26 protein-coding genes and 1 pseudogene are annotated in these 21,532 nt (G+C 61.5%); 10 read left to right on the top strand and 17 right to left on the bottom strand.

Annotation, left to right across the window (positions count from 1 at the left end; genetic code table 11):
- Positions 1-9 precede the first annotated feature (9 nt).
- From IM739_RS10570 to gatB, 8 genes and pseudogenes are all read right to left on the bottom strand, one after another.
- Complete coding sequence (locus IM739_RS10570) at positions 10-489, bottom strand: VOC family protein (protein ID WP_237367761.1); 480 nt, start codon at positions 487-489, stop codon at positions 10-12.
- A 23-nt stretch (positions 490-512) separates the two neighbouring features.
- Positions 513-812, bottom strand: a complete 300-nt coding sequence (locus IM739_RS10565) for a hypothetical protein (RefSeq protein WP_237367760.1) — start codon at positions 810-812, stop codon at positions 513-515.
- Positions 813-985: 173 nt separating this feature from the next.
- The gene (locus IM739_RS10560) at positions 986-1,225 is read right to left on the bottom strand and encodes a hypothetical protein (RefSeq protein ID WP_007599287.1); all 240 of its coding nucleotides are present in this window, start codon (positions 1,223-1,225) and stop codon (positions 986-988) included.
- Between the two features lie 554 nt (positions 1,226-1,779).
- Positions 1,780-2,223: pseudogene (locus tag IM739_RS10555) on the bottom strand (DUF2155 domain-containing protein); the annotation flags it as partial.
- Between the two features lie 109 nt (positions 2,224-2,332).
- Positions 2,333-2,731 (bottom strand): NADH:ubiquinone oxidoreductase subunit NDUFA12, encoded by a 399-nt coding sequence (locus IM739_RS10550; protein ID WP_237367759.1) that lies wholly within the window; start codon positions 2,729-2,731, stop codon positions 2,333-2,335.
- Between the two features lie 127 nt (positions 2,732-2,858).
- Complete coding sequence (locus IM739_RS10545) at positions 2,859-3,326, bottom strand: GNAT family N-acetyltransferase (RefSeq protein ID WP_237367758.1); 468 nt, start codon at positions 3,324-3,326, stop codon at positions 2,859-2,861.
- Between the two features lie 86 nt (positions 3,327-3,412).
- Positions 3,413-3,910 (bottom strand): GNAT family N-acetyltransferase, encoded by a 498-nt coding sequence (locus IM739_RS10540; protein ID WP_237367757.1) that lies wholly within the window; start codon positions 3,908-3,910, stop codon positions 3,413-3,415.
- Positions 3,911-3,914: 4 nt separating this feature from the next.
- Positions 3,915-5,420 (bottom strand): Asp-tRNA(Asn)/Glu-tRNA(Gln) amidotransferase subunit GatB, encoded by a 1,506-nt coding sequence (gene gatB / locus IM739_RS10535; RefSeq protein WP_237367756.1) that lies wholly within the window; start codon positions 5,418-5,420, stop codon positions 3,915-3,917.
- Positions 5,421-5,569: 149 nt separating this feature from the next.
- On the opposite strand from gatB, the gene IM739_RS10530 reads away from it, so the two are divergent.
- Entirely contained in the window at positions 5,570-5,902 is a 333-nt protein-coding gene (locus tag IM739_RS10530) for a DUF1294 domain-containing protein (RefSeq protein ID WP_237367755.1), read from the top strand.
- Here IM739_RS10530 and IM739_RS10525 read toward each other — a convergent pair.
- Positions 5,899-6,408, bottom strand: a complete 510-nt coding sequence (locus IM739_RS10525) for a GNAT family N-acetyltransferase (protein ID WP_237367754.1) — start codon at positions 6,406-6,408, stop codon at positions 5,899-5,901. The genes IM739_RS10530 and IM739_RS10525 overlap by 4 nt on opposite strands.
- A 275-nt stretch (positions 6,409-6,683) precedes the next feature.
- Between IM739_RS10525 and IM739_RS10520 the strand changes: the two genes are divergently transcribed.
- Both IM739_RS10520 and IM739_RS10515 read left to right on the top strand, forming a co-directional pair.
- A complete protein-coding gene (locus IM739_RS10520; RefSeq protein ID WP_237367753.1) occupies positions 6,684-6,965 on the top strand; it encodes a BrnT family toxin in 282 nt (93 codons plus the stop codon).
- Positions 6,940-7,191, top strand: a complete 252-nt coding sequence (locus tag IM739_RS10515) for a BrnA antitoxin family protein (protein ID WP_237367752.1) — start codon at positions 6,940-6,942, stop codon at positions 7,189-7,191. The genes IM739_RS10520 and IM739_RS10515 overlap by 26 nt, the downstream gene beginning before the upstream one ends.
- Before the next feature lies 1 nt (position 7,192).
- On the opposite strand, the gene IM739_RS10510 is transcribed toward IM739_RS10515, so the two are convergent.
- From IM739_RS10510 to IM739_RS10495, 4 genes are all read right to left on the bottom strand, one after another.
- Complete coding sequence (locus tag IM739_RS10510) at positions 7,193-7,675, bottom strand: GNAT family N-acetyltransferase (protein WP_336886371.1); 483 nt, start codon at positions 7,673-7,675, stop codon at positions 7,193-7,195.
- Positions 7,669-9,150 (bottom strand): Asp-tRNA(Asn)/Glu-tRNA(Gln) amidotransferase subunit GatA, encoded by a 1,482-nt coding sequence (gene gatA, locus IM739_RS10505; protein WP_237367750.1) that lies wholly within the window; start codon positions 9,148-9,150, stop codon positions 7,669-7,671. Before gatA ends, IM739_RS10510 begins: the two co-directional genes overlap by 7 nt.
- A gap of 88 nt (positions 9,151-9,238) precedes the next feature.
- Entirely contained in the window at positions 9,239-9,526 is a 288-nt protein-coding gene (gene gatC, locus IM739_RS10500; RefSeq protein WP_237367749.1) for an Asp-tRNA(Asn)/Glu-tRNA(Gln) amidotransferase subunit GatC, read from the bottom strand.
- Between the two features lie 68 nt (positions 9,527-9,594).
- Positions 9,595-10,299 carry a metal-dependent hydrolase gene (locus IM739_RS10495; protein WP_237367748.1) on the bottom strand — a complete coding sequence of 235 codons (705 nt, stop codon included), beginning with the start codon at positions 10,297-10,299 and terminating at the stop codon, positions 9,595-9,597.
- Between the two features lie 108 nt (positions 10,300-10,407).
- Here IM739_RS10495 and ruvX point away from each other — a divergent pair, with 108 nt between their 5' ends.
- Positions 10,408-10,908 carry a Holliday junction resolvase RuvX gene (ruvX, locus tag IM739_RS10490; RefSeq protein WP_237367747.1) on the top strand — a complete coding sequence of 167 codons (501 nt, stop codon included), beginning with the start codon at positions 10,408-10,410 and terminating at the stop codon, positions 10,906-10,908.
- Here ruvX and IM739_RS10485 read toward each other — a convergent pair.
- Positions 10,839-11,177: a DUF6105 family protein gene (locus IM739_RS10485; protein WP_237367746.1), complete on the bottom strand. Its 339-nt coding sequence runs from the start codon at positions 11,175-11,177 to the stop codon at positions 10,839-10,841. The genes ruvX and IM739_RS10485 overlap by 70 nt on opposite strands.
- A complete protein-coding gene (locus tag IM739_RS10480) occupies positions 11,174-11,386 on the bottom strand; it encodes a hypothetical protein (protein WP_237367745.1) in 213 nt (70 codons plus the stop codon). The genes IM739_RS10485 and IM739_RS10480 overlap by 4 nt, the downstream gene beginning before the upstream one ends.
- Positions 11,387-11,568: 182 nt before the next feature.
- Here IM739_RS10480 and IM739_RS10475 point away from each other — a divergent pair, with 182 nt between their 5' ends.
- Entirely contained in the window at positions 11,569-12,504 is a 936-nt protein-coding gene (locus IM739_RS10475; RefSeq protein ID WP_237367744.1) for an AEC family transporter, read from the top strand.
- On the opposite strand, the gene IM739_RS10470 is transcribed toward IM739_RS10475, so the two are convergent.
- A complete protein-coding gene (locus tag IM739_RS10470) occupies positions 12,486-14,138 on the bottom strand; it encodes an acyl-CoA dehydrogenase family protein (protein ID WP_237367743.1) in 1,653 nt (550 codons plus the stop codon). The two genes, IM739_RS10475 and IM739_RS10470, sit on opposite strands and share 19 nt — an antisense overlap.
- A gap of 122 nt (positions 14,139-14,260) precedes the next feature.
- Between IM739_RS10470 and IM739_RS10465 the strand changes: the two genes are divergently transcribed.
- From IM739_RS10465 to dprA, 4 genes are read left to right on the top strand one after another with little or no spacing between them, the layout of a single operon-like run.
- On the top strand, positions 14,261-15,217 hold the full coding sequence (locus IM739_RS10465; protein ID WP_237367742.1) for an aspartate carbamoyltransferase catalytic subunit: 957 nt from the start codon (positions 14,261-14,263) through the stop codon (positions 15,215-15,217).
- On the top strand, positions 15,214-16,509 hold the full coding sequence (locus IM739_RS10460; RefSeq protein WP_237367741.1) for a dihydroorotase: 1,296 nt from the start codon (positions 15,214-15,216) through the stop codon (positions 16,507-16,509). Before IM739_RS10465 ends, IM739_RS10460 begins: the two co-directional genes overlap by 4 nt.
- A 26-nt stretch (positions 16,510-16,535) precedes the next feature.
- On the top strand, positions 16,536-17,153 hold the full coding sequence (plsY, locus tag IM739_RS10455; protein ID WP_237367740.1) for a glycerol-3-phosphate 1-O-acyltransferase PlsY: 618 nt from the start codon (positions 16,536-16,538) through the stop codon (positions 17,151-17,153).
- Positions 17,154-17,160: 7 nt separating this feature from the next.
- Positions 17,161-18,318, top strand: a complete 1,158-nt coding sequence (gene dprA, locus IM739_RS10450; RefSeq protein ID WP_237367739.1) for a DNA-processing protein DprA — start codon at positions 17,161-17,163, stop codon at positions 18,316-18,318.
- Here the strand turns inward: dprA and IM739_RS10445 are convergent.
- Complete coding sequence (locus IM739_RS10445; RefSeq protein WP_237367738.1) at positions 18,271-18,504, bottom strand: hypothetical protein; 234 nt, start codon at positions 18,502-18,504, stop codon at positions 18,271-18,273. The genes dprA and IM739_RS10445 overlap by 48 nt on opposite strands.
- A 250-nt stretch (positions 18,505-18,754) precedes the next feature.
- On the opposite strand from IM739_RS10445, the gene topA reads away from it, so the two are divergent.
- The gene (gene topA / locus IM739_RS10440) at positions 18,755-21,484 is read left to right on the top strand and encodes a type I DNA topoisomerase (RefSeq protein ID WP_237367737.1); all 2,730 of its coding nucleotides are present in this window, start codon (positions 18,755-18,757) and stop codon (positions 21,482-21,484) included.
- Positions 21,485-21,532 lie beyond the last annotated feature (48 nt).

The following is a 21,532-nucleotide window of genomic DNA, read 5'->3' as shown; positions in this document are numbered from 1 at the left end:
CCTTCTCCCTCACCCCCGCCGCGCCGCATCAATCTTCGCCACGTCAATCTTGCCCATCTCCATCATCGCCTCGAACGCCCGCTTGGCCTCCGCGCCGCCCGCCGCCATGGCTTCGGTCAGGGTGCGGGGCGTGATCTGCCAGTTGATGCCCCATTTGTCCTTGCACCAGCCGCAGGCGCTGGTCCGTCCGCCATTGCCGACGATGGCGTTCCAGTAGCGGTCGGTCTCTTCCTGGTCGTCGGTCGCGATCTGGAAGGAGAAGGCTTCCGAGTGCTGGAAGGCGGGGCCGCCGTTCAGGCCCATGCAGGGGATGCCGGCGACGGTGAAATCGACGGTCAGCACGTCGCCCGCCTTGCCGGAGGGATAGTCGCTTGGCGCGTGGTGGACGGCCAATACTTCCGAGTCGGGGAAGACCTCGGCATAGAAGCGGGCGGCGGCTTCGGCGTCCTTGTCGTACCAGATGCAGATTGTGTTCTTGGGGCTTGGCATGGTTTCTCCTCCCAACGGGACTTCTAATGTTGCCAGGCGATGCGGTACCAAAGCGGGACCCCGTCCCGCACGACGGCGACGCCCACATTGCCAATCAGAACATGCGGCTCATAGCGTTTCGACCGAGCCAGCCAGAGCCGATCACCTGGCTGCATACGATCCAGCAGGGTCTTCAATTCTTCTTCCGGACTGGGCCAGCGGAGCCGTAAATCATTGTCAATAAAACCGCCTATCAAGTCCATGTGCCACGCGCGATAGCTCTGCGGCGTCGCCTCCTTCAACAGGACGATTTCGTCAGCGGTGACGGCATGATCGATCTGCACGACAATTGCTCCATGGACATCCACCTTTGACGACAGTGTATCCCAACACTTGCGCCTATCAAACCTGAGGATGAACAGCACCTAGTGTCCATAGCTTCAAAGCGCGGGGCGTGCCCCCCTCTGCCCTGCCGGGCATCTCCCCCACATGGGGGGAGATCGGAATGCGGAACGCCTCAGTTCGTCGTCAAATCCGCAGTCTCGCCGAAGGCGATGATCAGCTTGGGGCTGGTCATGTCGCCGCTTTCCTCGTCGACCTGGATCGAATAGGCGGCGACGCCGAGGTGGCGGGCGGACATGGCGGTGGCGATCTTTTCGGCGGAGGCGGCGCTGGAGGCCTGGCGCATCTCGCCGGGCACGACATTGCCGCGGTTCTTCTTGAAGGGAAGGACGATGAATTTTTCGGAGAGGGACATGGTGGAGAACTCCTGTTCGTTCTCTTCCTGTTCTCTATTGCCGGTTATGTCAATCGCTAAGCGTTGACAGAGCGACTACCCCTTGCCTGCGCATTCCGGCTGGAGGACATCTGGCGCAGATCGCGGCGGCGGATGAAACAGCGCCTCCGGCCTGCCGGCCATCTCGGCCCGACAAGGGGTGTCGGTGGCGGGAGAGAAGACTGCGGCCTTTAGTAGAGGCCGGCGCCTGCGGGCGCTGTCAGGACGGGAGGCTGCGGCTGCTGCCCCTGAAACTCGGGATTGGCGTCCTGCGGGACATCGGCCGGCGGCAGGGCTTCGCCGAAGGTCTCGTCGGGAATTTCCTGCGGTGCCTCGAGCGGCGGGACAGTGCCCGGCGCGGGCTCTGCCAGTGCGGGCTGTGCCGGTGTCGGCTGTGGCGGTGTGGGCTGTGACGTTGTGGGGTCTGGCGCTACAGCTGCTGGCGATGTGGCGGCGCCTGCATTGCCGGCGGGCTGAGCGGTGGTTGCGCCGGTCGCCGGCGTTTCGGCAGCCTTGACGGGTTCGGGTGCCGCTTGCACAGCCTTGACGCCGAGGGGGGCCGGAACCTCGGAACTCGCCTTGCAGCCGGTCAGCCAGACGTCATAGATCGCGTGCTCGACGGCATTCAGCGCCGGGCTGTCGGCAAACATCCAGCCGGAAAAGATGCGGCGGATCTTGCGGTCGAGGGTGATTTCGTCGACCTCGACAAAGGCATCGACCTTCTGGGCTTCGGTCTCGTCGCGGGAATAGCAGACCTTCGGCGTGACCTGCAGCGCGCCGAACTGCACGGTCTCGTTGACATAGACGTCGAAGCTGGTGATCCGGCCGGTGATCTTGTCGATACCGGCGAATTCGGCAACGGGATTTTCGAGGCGCGCGGCATGGGCCGGTGTCTGGATGAAGACGGCGGTCAGGATTGCAGCACCGAGAGCCGAAAGCGCCATGGCAGGCAAACCGCTGTTTCGTTCCGGACGCTTCATCTGCCGCTCTTTCACAGTCAATTCATCTCAGGCCCAGATACGACAAGGGCCTCACGAGAGAGGCCCTAACGGCGAATTATGGCCAAATCGGGTAATCGTGGCCGGCTGATCAGTTGCCGGGCGTCCAGGCGTCGTAGTCGCCCGTCACACGCGGACGCTCGCCAGCAACGGCGATCGAACCCGGCGGACGATAGGCGGCAGAGGTGCCGGTCAGGTTCTCGCGATGCGGGAGCTGCCAATCGGCGGGCTTGTAATTGTCCTTCGGCGGGGCGACGTCGGTGCGGTAGTGCATCCAGCCGTGCCAGCCCGCCGGAATTTTCGACGCGTCGGCATAACCCTTGTAGATGACCCAGCGGCGCGGAAGACCAAAAGAGGTGGTGCCGCCTTCATAATAGACATTGCCCGCTTCGTCTTCACCGACGCGCTTGCCGTTGCGCCAGGTGAAAAAGCGGGTCCCCATGGTCTGACCATTCCACCAGGTGAAAACTTGCAACAGAAACTGCTTCATGTCGTGTCCTTGGATTTCAGCCGAAGCCCAACATACGGGCGCTTTAAACATAGGCTGCACCGTATAATATCTTCTTGCTTATGCCGCCTTGCCTTTCGCTTGTCCAGTGATTCGCGGTCGCAGTCGGTCATTTCAGCTTTAACTTGAAGCCCAGATGACTCGGCGCAAATCCGAGCCGCGCATAGAAGCGGTGGGCATCCGTGCGCGCGGCATTCGAGGTCAACTGAACGAGGCGCACGTCCTCGGCGCGGGCGCGCTCGATCGCAAATGCGATCATTGCCGCGCCAATCCCCTGCCCGCGACAATCCGCCCGCGTCTGGACCGCCTCGATGATCATCGCCGACGATCCGCGCGCGGTCATCGTTGTGGTGACGAGGGTCTGGAACGTGCCGACGATTTCGCCATGCCTGTCGGCCACGTAGAGGGTTTCGTTCGGCGAGGCGGCAATGCGCTGAAAGGCCGCAAGATAATCCGGCAAAACCTCCGGGTCGGTCGTATCGCCATGGCCGCCCAATGCGTCATCGGCAAACAGCGCCGCGATCTCCGGTACATCCTCCGGCCGGGCCGCGCGTATCCGCACATCAGTGTCCTGCATGCAATGCCTCTCCTGCTCTCTTCAAGACGCGCAGAGCTACAGTGCGGTTCGCGACAGATTGATGACGGACACGGGCCAAAGGGCGGTTACAGGAGCGGCTTTTCCATGATGATCGCTTCGATGCCACTGGTCGGCCCGCCGCAATTCTTCGTCCTGTCGACTTCGACAAAGCCATGGGCCTCATAGAAGGCAACCGCGCCCAGATTCTTCGGCTCGACCTCGAGCCGCATGATCTCGGCATCGGGAAAGCAGCTTTCGATCTCGGCGAACAGATCGCGGCCGATGCCCTGGCGCTGGCAATCGGGATGAACGTAAAGCTGGTAAAGCATGGCCGTCTTTGCCAGCCTGTCCGACATGGCAGCAAAGGCCATGCCGCCGATGCGCTTGCCGTTGTCGGCGACGAGGAACTCGCCGCCCTTCTGGTTCACCCGCGCCTTGAGCGCGACCGGCGAATGCCAGCTGTCGATCAGTTCCTTGACCTTGGTCGGCCCGTAGACCGCATCATAGGTCGCGTGAAAAGTCGTTGCGAGCAGCGACCGGAGCTGCTGGATATCGCCTTCACCTGCGGTGCGGACGAAATACAAGGGCCTACTCCTCGACGATGCCGAGCTTGGCCTTGACCAGCGCCTGGACGGCTTGCGGGTTGGCCTTGCCACCGGTGGACTTCATCACCTGGCCGACAAACCAGCCGGCGAGCGTCGGCTTGGCCAGCACCTTGGCGACCTGGTCCGGGTTGGCGGCGATGATCTCGTCGACGGCCTTTTCGATGGCGCCGGTGTCGGTCACCTGCTTCATGCCGCGGGCTTCGACGATTTCGGCCGGGTCGCCACCTTCGTTGAAGATGATCTCGAACAGGTCCTTGGCAATCTTGCCGGAAATGGTCTCGGCCTTGATCAGGTCGATGATGCCGCCGAGCTGAGCCGGGGAAACCGGAGTCTCTTCAATGCCTTTGCCGGCTTTGTTCAAGGCGCCAAGCAAGTCGTTGATGACCCAGTTGGCGGCGATCTTGCCATCGCGGCCTTCGGCCACGGCCTCGAAATAATCGGCGATCGCCTTTTCCGAGACCAGAACCGAGGCATCGTAGACGGAGAGGCCGAGTTCGGCGACGAAGCGGGCCTTCTTGTCGTCCGGCAGTTCCGGCAGATCCTTCTTCAGGTTCTCGATGAAGGCATCGTCGAATTCGAGTGGCAGCAGGTCCGGATCGGGGAAGTAGCGATAGTCATGCGCATCTTCCTTCGAGCGCATCGAGCGTGTCTCGCCCTTGCCCGGATCGAAGAGGCGGGTTTCCTGGTCGATCGTACCGCCATCCTCAATGATCGCGATCTGGCGACGGGCCTCGTATTCGATGGCCTGGCCGATGAAGCGGATCGAGTTGACGTTCTTGATTTCGCAGCGCGTGCCGAATTCGCCGCCGGGCTTGCGCACGGAGACGTTGACGTCGGCGCGCATCGAGCCTTCGTCCATGTTGCCGTCGCAGGTGCCGAGATAACGCACGATCGAGCGCAGCTTGGTCATGTAGGCCTTGGCTTCGTCAGACGAGCGCATGTCAGGCTTCGAGACGATTTCCATCAGCGCGACGCCCGAGCGGTTGAGATCCACATAGGACATGGTCGGATGCTGGTCGTGCATCGACTTGCCGGCATCCTGCTCCAGATGCAGGCGCTCGATGCCGATCTCGATGTCCTCGAAATTGCCCTGACGGTCGGGGCCGAGCGAGATGATGATCTTGCCCTCGCCGACGATCGGGTCCTTGAACTGCGAGATCTGATAGCCCTGCGGCAGGTCGGGGTAGAAATAATTCTTGCGGTCGAAGATCGAGCGCTTGTTGATCTGTGCCTTCAGACCGAGACCGGTGCGCACGGCCTGCGCCACGCATTCCTCGTTGATCACGGGCAGCATGCCGGGCATGGCGGCATCGACCAGCGAGACGTTGGAATTCGGCGCATTACCGAACACCGTCGACGCACCCGAAAACAGCTTGGAATTGCTCATCACCTGGGCATGGACTTCCATGCCGATGACGATTTCCCAGTCGCCTGTGGCGCCGGGGATGAAGCGTTTGGGATCGGGTGTGCGCGTGTCTACCAGGGTCATCGGATGCTCGTGTCATGCGTGGGTCTATAAGCTCGTGAGGTAGAGCATATGGGCCGGCGGTGCAAGGCTTGTGACGCCCGGCGTGTCTCAGGATGATGGCAATGCCTGCAGAGGAAATCGCTTAACCCGGGTGGAATAAGCTGCCGGCCATGGCAAGCGAAACAATCCTCACCGTGGCCGCGCTTGCGGCGCTCTACAATATCGTGGTGTTTGGCATCTACGCCTTCGACAAGCTTGCCGCGCGCGAGGGCGGTTGGCGGGTCAGGGAGAGCACGCTGATCCTGCTTGCCGTGGCCGGCGGCGGAACCGGGGCCTTTGTCTGCCAGCGCCTGTTACGGCACAAGACGCGCAAGCCGCCCTTTCGCCTGTTGTTGCCGATCCTGTTCGTCCTGCAATCCACACTCGGACTGATCCTGCTGCTGGTGCCGGACCAGGTGATTGCTGCCGCAGGACACCTGGTCGCGCTCGCGCCCCTGCACTAGAATTCCTGGCCGTAGCCCAGTGGCTCGACCGCCACCAACTGCTTCGACAGGCCGACGGACTGGACGTCGCGATCGAGTTTCGGGTTGTAGGCAATCGTCAGCCAGTTCACCGCATAGCCGTGTTTCTCGAAGAAGCCGATCGCCTCGCTGTTCATGGCATGGGTCTGCAGGCTGGCCTTGTCGAAGCCCTGCCGCACGATCTCGGCCTCGATCGCTTCCAGCAGCGCAGATCCGAGCCCCAGGCGCTGCTGGTCCGGATCGATCCAGAAGTCCGTGATGTTCTCGTCGAGATCCTCGCGGGCAGCCCATCCGGCGGCAAAGCCACCCCTGTCGGCCACCATGATCGTCACCCGTCCCTGATGGGTGAAATGCCGGAAGGAGGCGCGGGCATTGTCGACCATCGACCGTGTATCGCCAACCGGGATCATCGCCTTTTCCCAGGCGCGGACACCGATCTCGGCCAGCAGATCCGCTTCTTCCAGCCTTGCGCTCCGAATGGTGATCATCGACGCTCCACTTGTTGACAATAGTAGACCATCACGTGTGAGGTTTTTCCAGTGGCGCTATCTATCTATCTGATTCGCCTTACATAATTCATTAAAACAAAGACTTATCTGTGCTCTCTCATGAATTGATTCAGATGACCGCAGGCAGCGGAAAGGCAACAGGCCCGCTTAAATGAATGGAGCTGAGTTTCATTCCTGCGCACCGAGTCGGGCAGAAATGACCAAACGCACATATATCAGCTTGAGTGTAACTACGAATGTAGTTACACTTTCCTATGCCATTCGAGTGGGATGCCGCCAAGAATGAGATCAACAAAATCAAGCATGGCATTTCCTTCGAGGAAGCCTGTTTGATCTTTCGCGGCGAGGTCTTGAGTGGCGTCGACAACCGCCGAGACTATGGCGAGCCACGAATCTTGAGCATCGGCGCCATAGATCGCATCGTCGTCGTCGTCGTGCACACCGACCGCATGGGTGCGACCCGCATCATATCCGCACGGCTTGCGAACCGCAGAGAAAGGCAGAAATACAATGAGCATCTCGGACGCCCGGCTTAAGGAACTGCAATCCCGGCAAGACAGCAATATCGACTACAGCGATATTCCAGAACTCGACGATGCCTTTTTTGAAGCGGCCAAGCTCAAGTCACCCTCTGACAAGACGCAGATCACCGTGCGCCTGGACAGCGATGTGCTGGAATGGTTTCGCTCTCAGGGCAAAGGCTACCAAACACGGATGAATGCCGTATTGAAGGCTTACATGCAGAGCCAGCGGCGAGGATAGGTCAGAGCGGTCGCTCCAGCCGAACCTTCTCGACATCCATCTGCATCGCCTGCGAGTGCTCCAAACCTTGCCAGACAAGATTGAAGCCGCAGCGTTCATAGAGGCGGATCGCGCCGCTGTTGCCGGCATGGGTGGCGATGCGTGCCATCTTGATGCCCTCGCGCTTCATCAGGAGGAAGGCGTGTTCGAGCAGGGCCCTTCCGACGCCCCGCCCTTGGTGGTCAGGCGCAACCCACAGATCCGAAATATAGTCGGGTTCGCCGTCGCGCGCCGTCCAACCGACGATCTTTCCGTCCGTTTCAGCCACAACGATTGCCGTGACATTGTCTGCCGGGAAATCATGGAAGGCCTGGCGAACGCGCTCCGACATCTCCACGCCGAAGCTGTTCAGAACCAGATTGCCAGACCATGCGGCAAAACCAACTTCGCCGACGCTTTGGGCGTCGGCGAAGGTCATCGGTCGAATGTTAAACTGGCTTACCACCACTTCGCCGGTGTGAACGTGCCGGCAGCCTGTTCGATGACATGGGCGGTCTTGAACAGGGTTTCTTCATCGAACGGCTTGCCGATGACCTGGAGACCGAGCGGCAGCCCCTTGGCATCGAGGCCGGCGGGGACGGAAATGCCCGGCAGGCCGGCCATGTTCAGCGTGATGGTGAAGACGTCCTGCAGGTACATCTTGACCGGGTCGGCTGCCAGTTCCTTGTCGCCGATGGCAAAGGCCGAAGACGGAGTGATCGGCGCGAGGATTGCATCGACGCCGGCGTTGAACACGGTCTCGAAATCGCGCTTGATCAGCGTGCGGACCTTCTGCGCCTTGAGGTAATAGGCGTCGTAATAACCGGCCGACAGAACATAGGTGCCGACCATGATGCGGCGCTTGACTTCCTTGCCGAAGCCCTCGGCGCGGGTCTTTTCATACATGTCGGCAATATCCTTGCCATCGACACGCAGGCCGTAGCGAACGCCATCGTAACGGGCGAGGTTCGACGAGGCTTCGGCAGGCGCAACGATATAATAGGCCGGCAAGGCATATTTGGTGTGCGGCAGCGAGATATCGACGATCTCGGCACCCGCATCCTTCAGCCACGCGATGCCCTGGGCCCAGAGCTTTTCGATCTCGTCCGACATGCCTTCGACGCGGTATTCCTTCGGAATGCCGATCTTCATGCCCTTCAACGACTGGCCGAGGGCTGCCTCGTAGTCCGGAACCGGCAGGTCGACGGATGTCGTGTCCTTGGCATCGACGCTCGCCATCGACTTCAATAGGATCGCGGCATCGCGAACGTCACGGGCAATCGGGCCGGCCTGGTCGAGCGACGATGCATAGGCGACGACGCCCCAGCGCGACACGCGGCCATAGGTCGGCTTGATGCCGACCGTGCCGGTGAAGGCGGCCGGCTGGCGGATCGAGCCACCGGTGTCGGTGGCCGTGGCGCCGGCGCACAGATGGGCGGCAACGGCTGCAGCCGAACCACCGGACGAACCGCCCGGCACCAGCTTTTCATCCGAGCCCTTGGCCTTCCAAGGGTTGACGACCGGGCCGTAGTAAGAACTCTCGTTCGACGAACCCATGGCGAATTCGTCCATGTTGAGCTTGCCAAGCATGACGGCGCCCGCGTCCCAAAGGTTCTGCGTGACGGTCGATTCGTATTCCGGCTTGAAGCCGTCGAGGATATGGCTGCAGGCCTGGGTGTGCACGCCCCTGGTGGCAAACAGATCCTTGACGCCGAGCGGAATGCCTTCGAGGCTGCCGCCCTTGCCATCGGCAATGCGGGCATCCGAGGCCTTGGCCATGTCGAGCGCGATATCGGGCGTCACGGCGACATAGGCGTTGATTTCAGGGTTGGCGGCCTCGATCGCCTGGAGATAGGCCTGCGTCAGTTCGACGGCCTTGATCTCCTTCGCGGCCAGTTTGGCGCGGGCTTCGGCGATGGTCAGGCTGGTCAGTTCGGTCATGATCGGTTCACTTCAGACTGTCAGCGCCCCGGGCGGGCGCAAAAGGGAGAGGATGCGGCATCGGATACGCGGCAGACGAGGCCAGCGCTTATTCAACGACTTTGGGCACCATGAAGAAATTGCGGTCGCTTGCGGGTGCATTGGCAACGATGGCGTCGGACTTGTTGCCATCGGTAACCACGTCTTCGCGCTTCTTCATGGCCATCGGCGTCACCGACGTCATCGGCTCGACACCAGTGACATCGACTTCCGAAAGCTGCTCGACGAAACCGAGAATGCCATTCAGTTCGCCGGTCATCCGTTCGGCTTCCTCCTCGCTGACAGCGATGCGGGCAAGGCGCGCGACGCGCTTGACGGTGGCGAGATCAACAGACATCGGCATTCTCCAGGGTAGCGGTTTTCTCCGCTATAATGGCCGTCAAGCGCGGGCGCAACGGGGATTTGTCAGAGCTGGACGGCAATACCGGCCGAAGGCGTGACAACCTTGGTCCGCGTGCCTTCCATGCCGGCAACGAATTTCTCCGGAGTCGGATCGATGATCGGAAAGCTGCCGTAGTGGCAGGGAATGGCCGTCTTGAAGTCGAAGAAGCGCTGGCATGCAAGTGCGGCGACCGCACCGCCCATGGTGAAACGATCACCGATCGGAACGAGCCCGATATCCGGCTGGTGCAGTTCGTTGATCAGCTTCATGTCCGAGAAGATATCGGTATCGCCCATATGCAGCAGCGAGGCGTCGCCGTCGAAATGCAGCATGAGACCATTGGCACTGCCGAGCGAATGGGAGACACCGTCCTCGGTCAATTGCGCCGACGAGTGCAGGGCATTGGTGAAAGTTGCGGAAAAGCCTTCGAAATGCACCGTCCCGCCGGTATTGCCCATCTCCAGCTTCTCGACGCCCTTGGACCCCAGCCAGGCGGCAAGATCGGCATTGGCGAGCACGGTGGCGCCCGTGTCCTTGGCTAGACGAATGGTGTCGCCGACATGGTCCCCATGGCCATGGGTCAAAAGTATGTGGGTGATGCCGGATGCGGTATCCTTGGCGTCGATGCCGGCAAAACCCGGATTGCCGGTCAAGAACGGATCAATCAGGATGCTCGCGCTGGACGTGTCGAGGCGAAAGGCCGAATGGCCGAGCCAGGTGATTTTCATGGATGTCTCCTCGCAAAAGGCTGAAATGGATAAGGGGTTTCCCAGCCAGCAGATATGGCATAAGCGCTTGACGGAAAGTAGTTGACCCCCCGAAACACGGAAAACAAAATGTTTGTGCTGACCCTCGAGGAGCTCGCCGAACGCCTGCAGCCGAACCAGGCCATCGCCGGTCTCGATCTCGGGACAAAGACAATCGGTCTTTCGGCATCGGATCTCGGCAGGCGCTTCGCCACGCCGCGCCCGGTCATTCACCGGACGAAATTCACCCAGGATGCGGGCGTTCTTCTGGCGTTTGCCGAGAAGGAAAAAATCGCGGCGTTCGTCATCGGCCTGCCGACGAACATGGACGGCTCAGCAGGGCCGCGCGTTCAGGCGACCCGGGCCTTTGTGCGGACAATGGCACCAAAGACCGACATACCTTTTGTCTTCTGGGACGAGCGCCTGTCGACGGTTGCCGCGCAGCGTGCGCTCCTGGAAATGGATGTCTCGCGCGCCAAGCGCAAGGAGCGGATCGATTCCGCGGCCGCCAGTTTCATACTTCAGGGAGCGCTGGACAGGCTGTCCATGCTGGCGCGCGCCTCGGACGAAAGCGGCACCGATTTTTCCTGACGGGCTTTCCACCAGGCAATGATCTTCTTGCGGCGGCGAAAGCCGATGATGGCAAACAGAACCGCACTGTCGACCACGATCGCGCGCATCACCAGCGGCGGAATGGTTTCCGGCGGAATGCCCAGCACATTGCCATAAATCTGGAAGACCAGTTCATGCGCCTGGCGCGTGAGCATGAAGATGCCGAAGCTGATGTCGTAGTAGGACAGACTGTACCAGGTGCCCAGAAGCACTATGGGCATCGCCCACAAAAGCAGGAATGTCTTCATGCCGTTTCTGCCTTTCGCATAGACGACGAATCATTCGCCGCCGGCCAGTTTTCCACCAGCCACTTCAATGTCGCCATCGACGTCAGCGCGACCGCGGGAACGGCGATATCGAGTGCCAATCCCGAAAAGAAGACCATCATCATGATGGTCATGATCAGTCGTACCGACACGTCGCCCGTCACTGCCCTGCCCTTTAACGTCTGTCCCATGGCAAAGTTGCAGCGTTCGGTCGCGCGGCGCAATGTAAACCCTTTGTTAAGGTTAACGGCGATTGGGGATAAGTCGGCATAACGGGATAGCGCAGGAGCCGGCATTGGCGGTTTCAGCGGTTGCAAGCCGTCACCCCGCCCGTTAACGGTTGCGAACCCTTTCAGCGCAGCCGGGCTTTTTCATGCTGATCATCTTCGAAAGCATCCTGCCGATCTTCCTGCTGGTCCTGATCGGTGTGGTGCTGAAGCGGACACCACTTATCAATGAAAGCTTCTGGGGCGGGCTGGAGCAGTTCGGCTACTATGTTCTCTTCCCCTCTCTGCTGTTCAAGACGCTGGCGACGACAAACTTTTCCGCGATGAACAGCGGCAGCGTCAGCCTTGTCTCGCTTCTGGCCGTCGGGGTCATGTCTGGCGTTTGTCTGGCGCTGTGGCCGATTCTGCATCGGAAGGGCATGGGGGCGCCCGCCTATACCTCAATCTTCCAGACGGCGACCCGCTGGAACGGCTTCATGGCGCTTGCGATCGGCGAAAAGCTTGCCGGCCCGGACGGGCTGGCGGTGATCGCCGTGATCATGGCGGCGATCATCGTGCCGCTGAACCTGATCAATGTCGGTGTCATGGTCTGGTTTTCCGGCCGGGGACGCAGCTTCAAGGCTTTCGCGCTTCGAATCATCACCAATCCGATCATTGTCGGCTCGGCCCTTGGCGTCATCGTCAACGTTCTCGGCGTTCGGATCTACGACCCGTTGATGACCACGATCGGGCTAGTCGCGGCCTCATCGCTCAGCCTCGGGCTGATCAATGTCGGGGCCGGACTGCGCATCCAGGACGCATTGAAGCCGCAGCCGAGCGTGCTTCTGTCGGTCTTTCTCAAGCTCGTCCTGTTTCCGGTCGTCTCGGTCAGTCTCGCGCTGCTCTTCGGCCTCAGCGGCGAGACCGTGGTCATGATCGCTCTCGGTGCCGCCGTACCCACCGCCATGAACGGCTACACGCTGGCGAGACAGATGGGCGGCGACGCGGAACTCTACGCGGCAGCGGCCACCGTGCAGACGGTCGCCGCCTTCTTCACCATTCCGGCCGTACTCTATCTCGTCGCTCAGGTGGCGGCGGGATAAAGCAGGTCCAGGACGTAGCGGGCGTCGAAACGCGCATCGAGAACGCCGTAGGTGTGGCGCCAGCCGCCAGCCAGGCGGGTCTCCAGGAAGGCATCGGCGATCTTGCCGGCTCCGAGGCGATACAGCTCGGCCGCACCGGCGGCCAGCGCCAGCTGTTCGATCAGAAGGCGACCGGCGCCCTCGTCGCGTTCAGCCAGAGCGGTCGCCGCACGCAGGACCTCGACGGTCTTCTTGCCGGACGCGCCGAGATCGCGTTCAAGCCCGGCAAACAGGGTCTCGAAGAGATCCTTGCCGCGATTGAGCACACGCAGCACATCCAGCGCCATGACATTGCCAGAGCCTTCCCAGATCGCGTTGACCGGGGCCTCGCGATAATGGCGGGCAATCGGACGCTCCTCGACATATCCGCTGCCGCCGATCGATTCCATCGCTTCATAGATCAGACCGGGGGCGATCTTGCAGATCCAGTATTTGACCACCGGCGTCATGACGCGGGCATAGGCCGCATCCACCGGGTTCTCACGGGCGCGGTCGAAGCTGTCGGCAAGGCGGAAGGCGAGCGCGGTGGCGGCCGCCACATCGAGCGCCATATCGGCAAGGACTCGTGTCATCAGCGGCTGGTCGATCAGCTTCTTGCCGAAGACGACACGGCCACGCACATGATGCACCGCTTCTGCCATGGAGGCCCGCATCATGCCGGCCGAGGCGAGCGCGCAATCGAGCCGGGTCAGGGTCACCATGTCGAGAATGGTGCGCACGCCGTCGCCGGGCGTGCCGAGCAAAAAGCCGAAGGCCTCGTCGAACTCGACCTCGGACGAGGCGTTCGAGCGGTTGCCGATCTTGTCCTTCAAGCGCTGGAACTCCAGCCCGTTGGCGGATCCGTCCTCCAGCAGGCGCGGCACCAGGAAGCAGCCCATGCCGTCCTTGGTCTGGGCGAGCATGACGAAGGCATCGCTCATCGGCGCGGACATGAACCACTTGTGACCGGACAGGCGGTAGATGCCCTCGCCCACCCGCTCGCCGCTGGTGGTATTGGCGCGCACATCTGTGCCGCCCTGCTTTTCCGTCATGCCCATGCCGATCGTGACGGCACTCTTTTGCATCGGCGGCTTGTTGGCGGAATCATATTTCCGCGAGAGGATCTTCGGCGTCCATTCCTTCTGCACCGCCGGAGACGCAACAAGAGCCGCCACGGAGGCACTGGTCATGGTCAGCGGGCAGAGATGACCGCTTTCGAGCTGAGCGGTCAAAAAGAAGCGGACGGCGCGCGCCTTGTGTTCATGGCCACGGGCGTCCGTCTGGTTTTCCCAGACTGAGCAATGCAGACCGGACGACATGGAGCGCCGCATCAGGGCGTGATAGGCCGGATGAAATTCGGTGACGTCCAGCCGCTCGCCGCGCACGCCATGGGTGCGCAATTGCGGCGGGCTGGCATTGGCCATGCGGGCCAGTTCCTGCGCCTCGGGCGAAGTGACATACTTGCCGACCACATCATATTCGTCGCGAAGCGAGCGTGCGAGCGTGGAGGTCAGATCGACGAGAAGCGGGTCGGATCGATAGGCATTGACACCGGACCATGGCTTGGGCTGGTTCAGGGCGGCGAGTTTTTCTTCAGTCCGGTTCATTATTGTCATGCCGTTCTACTAGCGCAAAGAATTTCGTTTAACATGGGGAACGCGCCGCAATCCACATAGCATATGCTTGCCCGGCCGCCTGCCAGTCATTATAGACCGCGTGACATCTACGGAGGGCGTCCATGGTCTTCTTTCCCCACCGCCATCTCATCGGCATCAAAGGCCTTACCGAACAGGACATCACGTACCTGCTCGACAAGGCGGACGAAGCCGTGAAAATCAGCCGCCAGCGGGAGAAGAAGACCTCCACCTTGCGCGGTCTTACCCAGATCAATCTGTTTTTTGAAGCCTCGACGCGGACGCAATCCTCGTTCGAGCTTGCCGGCAAGCGGCTTGGCGCCGACGTGATGAACATGTCAGTCGGCAATTCGTCGGTAAAAAAGGGCGAAACGCTGATCGACACGGCCATGACACTGAACGCGATGCGGCCGGACGTGCTTGTCGTGCGCCACTCCTCGGCTGGGGCGGCAGCCCTTCTCGCCCAGAAAGTCGCCTGCTCGGTGGTCAATGCCGGCGACGGTCAGCACGAGCATCCGACGCAGGCCTTGCTTGACGCGCTGACCATCCGTCGCGCCAAGGGCAAGCTGTCGCGCATCATAGTCGCGATCTGCGGCGACGTGCTGCATTCGCGCGTTGCGCGTTCCAACATCCTTCTGCTCAACGCCATGGGTGCGCGCGTCCGGGTGGTTGCGCCTGCAACACTGCTGCCATCCGGTATTGCCGACATGAGCGTGGAAGTCTTCCACGACATGAAGGAAGGGCTGAAGGACGCCGATGTGGTGATGATGCTGCGGCTGCAGCGCGAGCGCATGTCCGGCGCCTTCGTGCCGTCGGTGCGGGAATATTTCCACTTCTACGGCCTCGACGCCGAGAAGCTGAAATATGCCAAGGAAGACGCGCTGGTGATGCATCCCGGTCCGATGAACCGCGGCGTCGAAATCGCCTCGGAAGTCGCAGACGGTCCGCAGAGCGTGATCGAACAGCAGGTGGAAATGGGGGTCGCCGTGCGCATGGCGGTGATGGAAACATTGCTGACCTCGCAAAACAACGGTCCGCGCAGCGAGGGAATGGGCGCATGATGAAACCGCTCGTCCTGAAAAACGCTCGCATCCTCGATCCTTCACGCAAGCTGGACGAGGTCGGCACGATCATCATCGGAGCCGATGGCAAGATCCTGGCGGCCGGTACCGATGCGCAGAACCAGGGTGTGCCCGAGGGCGCCGAGATCCGCGATTGCCGCGGCCTCACCGCCATTCCGGGGCTCGTCGATGCCCGCGTATTTGTCGGCGAACCCGGCCACGAACACCGCGAGACGATCGCATCCGCCAGCCGTGCCGCGGCCGCCGGCGGTATCACGTCCTTCATCATGATGCCGGAAACCGATCCCGTCATCGATGACATCGCGCTGGTCGAATTTGTGAAGAAGACGGCGCGCGACACGGCCATCGTCAATGTCTATCCGGCAGCGGCCCTGACCAAGGGCATGACCAGTTCGGAAATGACCGAAATGGGCCTGCTGCAACTCGCCGGCGCCGTCGCATTCACCAATGGCCGCCATGGACTCAACGACACACAGGTCCTGCGTCGGGCGATGACCTATGCCCGCGAATTCGGTGCGGTCATCTCGCTTGAGACGCGGGAAAAATATCTCGGCGCCAATGGCGTGATGAACGAGGGGCTGCTGGCCAGTTGGCTCGGGCTGTCGGGCGTGCCGAAGGAAACGGAAATCATTCCGTTGGAGCGCGATCTCAGGATCGCCGCCCTGACCAAGGCCAAGTATCACGCCGCCCAGATCTCGGTGCCTGAATCGGTCGAGGCGATCCAGGTGGCGCGCAAGCGCGGCGCCAAGGTCACCTGCGGCATCTCGATCAACCATCTGGCGCTGAACGAGAATGACATCGGCGAATATCGCAGCTTCTTCAAGCTCTATCCGCCGCTGCGCTCGGAGGACGATCGCATGGGCATGGTGCAGGCGATTGCCGATGGCAGCATCGACATCATCGTCTCGTCGCATGATCCGCAGGATGTCGACACCAAGCGCCTGCCGTTCGGCGAGGCGGCGGACGGGGCAAGCGGACTGGAGACCATGCTGTCTGCAGCCCTTCGCCTGCATCACGCCGGCCATGTTCCGCTGATGCGGCTGATCGATGCGATGTCGACGCGGCCGGCCGAAATCTTCGGCCTGCCGGGTGGCACGCTGAAGCCGGGTGCGAGTGCCGATATCGCACTGGTCGATCTCGACGAGCCATGGTTGGTGTCGAAGGATCAATTGCTCGGCCGCTCCAAGAACACGCCGTTCGAGGATGCGCGCTTCTCGGGACGGGCGGTCGCGACCTATGTTGCCGGTCGCTGCGTACACGCGCTCGCATAAGATAAAGACAAGCAGGGGGAAACACGGTGCCAAGCGTCAACTATCTCGCCATCGGTTGGCCGGCGCTCGTCGCTGTCCTTGCTCTGGGCTATCTGCTCGGCTCAATCCCGTTCGGCCTTCTTCTGACCCGGATGGCCGGTCTGGGCGACCTGCGCTCGATCGGCTCCGGCAATATCGGCGCAACCAATGTCCTGCGCACCGGCAACAAGAAGCTGGCCGCGGTGACGCTGTTGCTGGACGCACTGAAAGCCACGGCGGCAGCGGTGATCGCACAAGCGATATTCGGACAGAATGCCGGACTGCTGGCCGGCTTTGCCGCCTTCATCGGTCATCTCTTCCCGATATGGCTCGGCTTCAAGGGCGGCAAGGGCGTGGCAACCTATATCGGCACGTTGCTCGGCGTGGCGCCGCTGATGGTTCTGGTCTTTGCCGTGGCCTGGCTCTCCGTCGCCTTCATCACTCGCTACTCTTCGTTGTCCGCTCTGATCGCCACACTTGTCATTCCGGTTGTGTTGTGGATACTTGGAGTTGAAGAGGCGGCACTTGTGACGGCGGCCATGACCGCCATAACGTTTTGGCGCCACAGACCCAATATCGAACGGCTGATCGCCGGAACCGAAAGCAAGATCGGACAAAAAGGCTAGGAGAGCCATGCCGGACGACAGCGCAAGACGAAAAGGGATTGCGCTGACGGACCGGCAGAGGATTTCCTGGCTGCGATTGATCCGCAGCGACAATGTCGGGCCTGCCACCTTCCGCGACCTGATCAACCATTTCGGCTCGGCGGAAGCTGCGCTCGAAGCCCTGCCGGAACTGTCGCGGCGGGGCGGATCGTCCAGGACCATCCGGATCGCCAGTGTCACCGATGCGGAGCGCGAACTGGAGACCGCCTACCGGTTCGGCGCCCGGTTCGTCGGGATCGGCGAGCCGGACTATCCGCCGGCATTGCGCCAGATCGAAGGCGCCCCTCCCCTGATCGCGGCAAAGGGCGACCTTGCCACCGCAGAACGTCCCGCCGTCGGCATCGTCGGCTCCCGCAATGCTTCGATCAGCGGCGCCAAGTTCGCCGCGATGATGGCCCGCGACATCGGCCAGGCCGGTTATGCGATCGTCTCCGGCCTTGCACGCGGCATCGACGCGGCAGCCCATCGGGCAAGCCTCGATACCGGCACGATTGCCGCCATGGCCGGAGGGCTCGATCAGCCCTATCCACCGGAAAACATCGATCTACTGCGCGCCATCTGCGACGGTCGCGGACTGGCGATTTCGGAAATGCCGTTCGGCTGGGAACCCCGCGCCCGCGATTTTCCGCGGCGCAACCGGTTGATTGCCGGCGTCGGTCTCGGCGTTGTCGTCATCGAAGCGGCCGCACGATCGGGATCGCTGATCACCGCGCGGCTGGCCGGCGAATTCGGTCGGCTGGTGTTTGCCGTTCCCGGCTCGCCACTCGATCCGCGCTGCGAGGGCACCAATGGCCTGCTGAAGGACGGCGCCACGGTCACGACACGATCTTCGGATGTTCTTCAGGCGCTGGCGCCTTTGTCACGGATCGATTTGTTTCAGCAGCCGGAGGCAGATGAACCGGGCGATCAGGAGAATGGCCCTCGGGCCATGGCACCGCCGCCGAATGATGACGAACGTTCGATCATCGTTGATGCGCTTGGGCCGACGCCCGTCGAAATTGACGACATCATCCGGCATACCGGTCTGCCAGCATCATCCGTCTATCTTGTCCTGCTGGAGCTGGATATCGCCGGGCGCCTAGATCGGCACGCCGGGGGATTTGTTTCGCTGACCATGACCGAGTGACAGCGCGCGGCGTCCAGACTGGACGTCACCGGCTTCGACGTAAGCCATTTCAATCAGGTAGCATAGCATTTCGGCACCCTCGCTCTCGGCCACGCCGCGCAACTCGCCCAACATCTGCCGGATGTAGGCAATGTTCGCCATAGTGCTGGATTCTCGACCATTCAAACCGATCGGGTCTCTTGCCATCCTACATTGCTCACAGTTGCAGACGGTGTCGCCAACATGCCGTCAAAGTTCCAATATGCCCACGATAGCGCAATTCTTAAAAATTGCAAATTTCATAAAAGCTCTCATTGGTTGCATCACGTTGCAAACGCGGAAAATCACCCTCCCCCCTTGACCGCAGCGCTTTCGCCCTCCATGTCGGAAATCCGGTATTCCAATGCCGCGGCACTGTGCAGCCGATTGAGAGCACTGATGAAGGCGCAAAGAAGCAATGAACGTCGTAGTTGTAGAATCCCCGGCCAAAGCCAAGACGATCAATAAATACCTTGGACCGGGGTATAAAGTGCTCGCTTCTTTCGGCCATGTGCGCGATTTGCCGGCCAAGGACGGATCCGTGCTTCCCGACAGCGATTTCGAAATGCTTTGGGAGGTCGATACGGCATCGGCCAAGCGCATGAAGGACATCGCCGACGCGTTGAAGTCCGCCGACGGACTGTTTCTCGCGACCGACCCGGATCGCGAGGGCGAGGCGATTTCCTGGCATGTGCTCGATCTTCTGAAAAAGAAGAAGGTGATCGGCGACAAGCCGGTCAAGCGCGTCGTCTTTAATGCGATCACCAAGAAAGCCGTGCTCGACGCCATGGCAAATCCGCGCGACATCGATACGCCGCTGGTCGACGCCTATCTGGCCCGCCGCGCGCTCGACTATCTTGTCGGCTTCAACCTGTCGCCGGTTCTGTGGCGCAAGCTGCCCGGTGCCCGCTCGGCCGGCCGCGTGCAGTCGGTGGCGCTTCGCCTCGTCTGCGACCGCGAAAACGAAATCGAACGTTTCGTCGCCGAGGAATACTGGAACATCTCCGCCCTTTTGAAGACGCCGCGCGGCGACGAATTCGAAGCGAAGCTCGTGTCGCATCTGGGCAAGCGCATCCAGCGTAACTCGGTGACCACCGGCGACCAGGCAGCCACCATCAAGGCGCTTCTCGAAGGCGCGCGTTATGCCGTGGACAGCGTCGAAGCCAAGCCGGTCAAGCGCAATCCGGGGCCTCCGTTCACCACCTCCACGTTGCAACAGGCCGCGTCGTCGAAGCTCGGCTACTCGGCCTCGCGGACGATGCAGATCGCGCAGAAGCTTTATGAAGGGATCGACATCGGCGGCGAGACCGTCGGTCTGATCACCTATATGCGTACAGATGGCGTGCAGATGGCGCCCGAAGCGATCGATGCCGCGCGTGCCGCCGTCGCCGACCAGTTCGGCCCGCGTTACGTTCCGGAAAAGGCGCGCATCTACTCGACCAAGGCGAAGAATGCGCAGGAAGCGCACGAAGCCATTCGCCCGACGGAATTCACCCGTTCGCCGGACAAGGTTCGCCGTTACCTCGATGCCGACCAGTTGAAGCTCTACGACCTGATCTGGAAGCGCGGTATTGCCAGCCAGATGGCATCCGCCGAGATCGAGCGCACGACCGTCGAGATCCTTGCCGACAACAATGGCGAAAAGGCCGGCCTGCGCGCTGTTGGATCGGTCATCCGCTTCGACGGCTTCATTGCCGCCTATACCGACCAGAAGGAAGACGGCGAACAGTCTGACGATGGCGACGACGAGGATGGCCGCCTGCCGGAGATCAATGCCCGCGAGGCGCTGGCCAAGCAGAAGGTCAATGCCAGCCAGCACTTCACCGAGCCGCCGCCGCGCTATTCGGAAGCCTCGCTGATCAAGAAGATGGAAGAACTCGGCATCGGCCGCCCGTCCACTTACGCTGCGACGCTGAAGACGCTTTCCGACCGCGAATATGTCATCACCGACAAACGCAAGCTGATCCCGCATTCCAAGGGCCGGCTGGTGACGGCCTTCCTCGAAAGCTTCTTCACCCGCTATGTGGAATATGATTTCACCGCGGATCTGGAAGAAAAGCTCGACAGGATTTCGGCCGGTGAGCTGAACTGGAAGGACGTGTTGCGCGACTTCTGGACGAATTTCTTCGGCCAGATCGAGGACACCAAGGAACTGCGTGTCACCAATGTGCTGGATGCGCTGAACGAAGCGCTGGCGCCGCTGGTCTTCCCCAAACGCGAGGACGGTTCGGATCCGCGGATCTGCCAGGTCTGCGGAACCGGCAACCTGTCGCTGAAGCTGGGCAAGTACGGCGCCTTTGTCGGCTGCTCGAACTATCCGGAATGCAACTTCACCCGCCAGTTGTCCTCCGAAGGCGGCGCCGAGGCGGAAGCCGGCGGCAACGAGCCGAAGGCTCTCGGCAAGGATCCCGTGACCGAGGAAGAGATTTCGCTGCGGTCCGGCCGGTTTGGCCCCTATGTCCAGCGCGGCGACGGGAAGGAAGCCAAGCGCTCCTCGCTGCCGAAGGGCTGGTCTCCGGGGGACATCGATTTCGACAAGGCGCAGTCGCTGCTTGCCCTGCCGCGTGAAGTCGGATTGCATCCGGAAACCGGCAAGATGATTTCGGCAGGCCTCGGCCGCTATGGTCCCTTCGTCCTGCATGAAGGCACCTATGCCAATGTCGAGAGCATCGAGGACGTGTTCACCATCGGTCTCAACCGTGCGGTCACAGTTCTGGCTGAAAAGCAGAGTAAGGGACCAGGCGGACGGACTGCTGCCGTTGCCCTGAAGGAATTGGGCGACCATCCCGATGGTGGCGCGATGACCGTTCGCGAAGGGCGTTATGGCCCCTATGTGAACTGGGGCAAGGTCAATGCTACCTTGCCGAAGGGCAAAGAACCGCAGGCGGTCACGGTGGAAGAGGCGCTGCTTCTGATCGCCGAGCGCATCGCCAAGGACGGCGGCGGCAAGGCCAAGGCCAAGAAGGCGCCAGCAAAGACCGCAGCCAAAGCGGGAACCAAGGCAGCAGCCAAGACGCCGACCAAGACCGGGGCAAAAGCCACAAAAACGGCGAAAGCCAAGGTTGCCGATGGCGCCGAAGCCAAGCCGGCAAAAACATCCGCCGCCAAGCCGAAGGCCAAGGCGGCCAGCAAAGCGAAGAAGAGCTGACATTGACCAAACTGCCGCGTGAACATGGCCACTCGACCGGCCCCGCCA

Source organism: Rhizobium sp. SL42 (assembly GCF_021729845.1).
GTDB lineage: Bacteria > Pseudomonadota > Alphaproteobacteria > Rhizobiales > Rhizobiaceae > Allorhizobium.
Note: the sequence above shows the minus strand (reverse complement) of the source record. Positions and strands in the feature narration are given on the sequence as shown.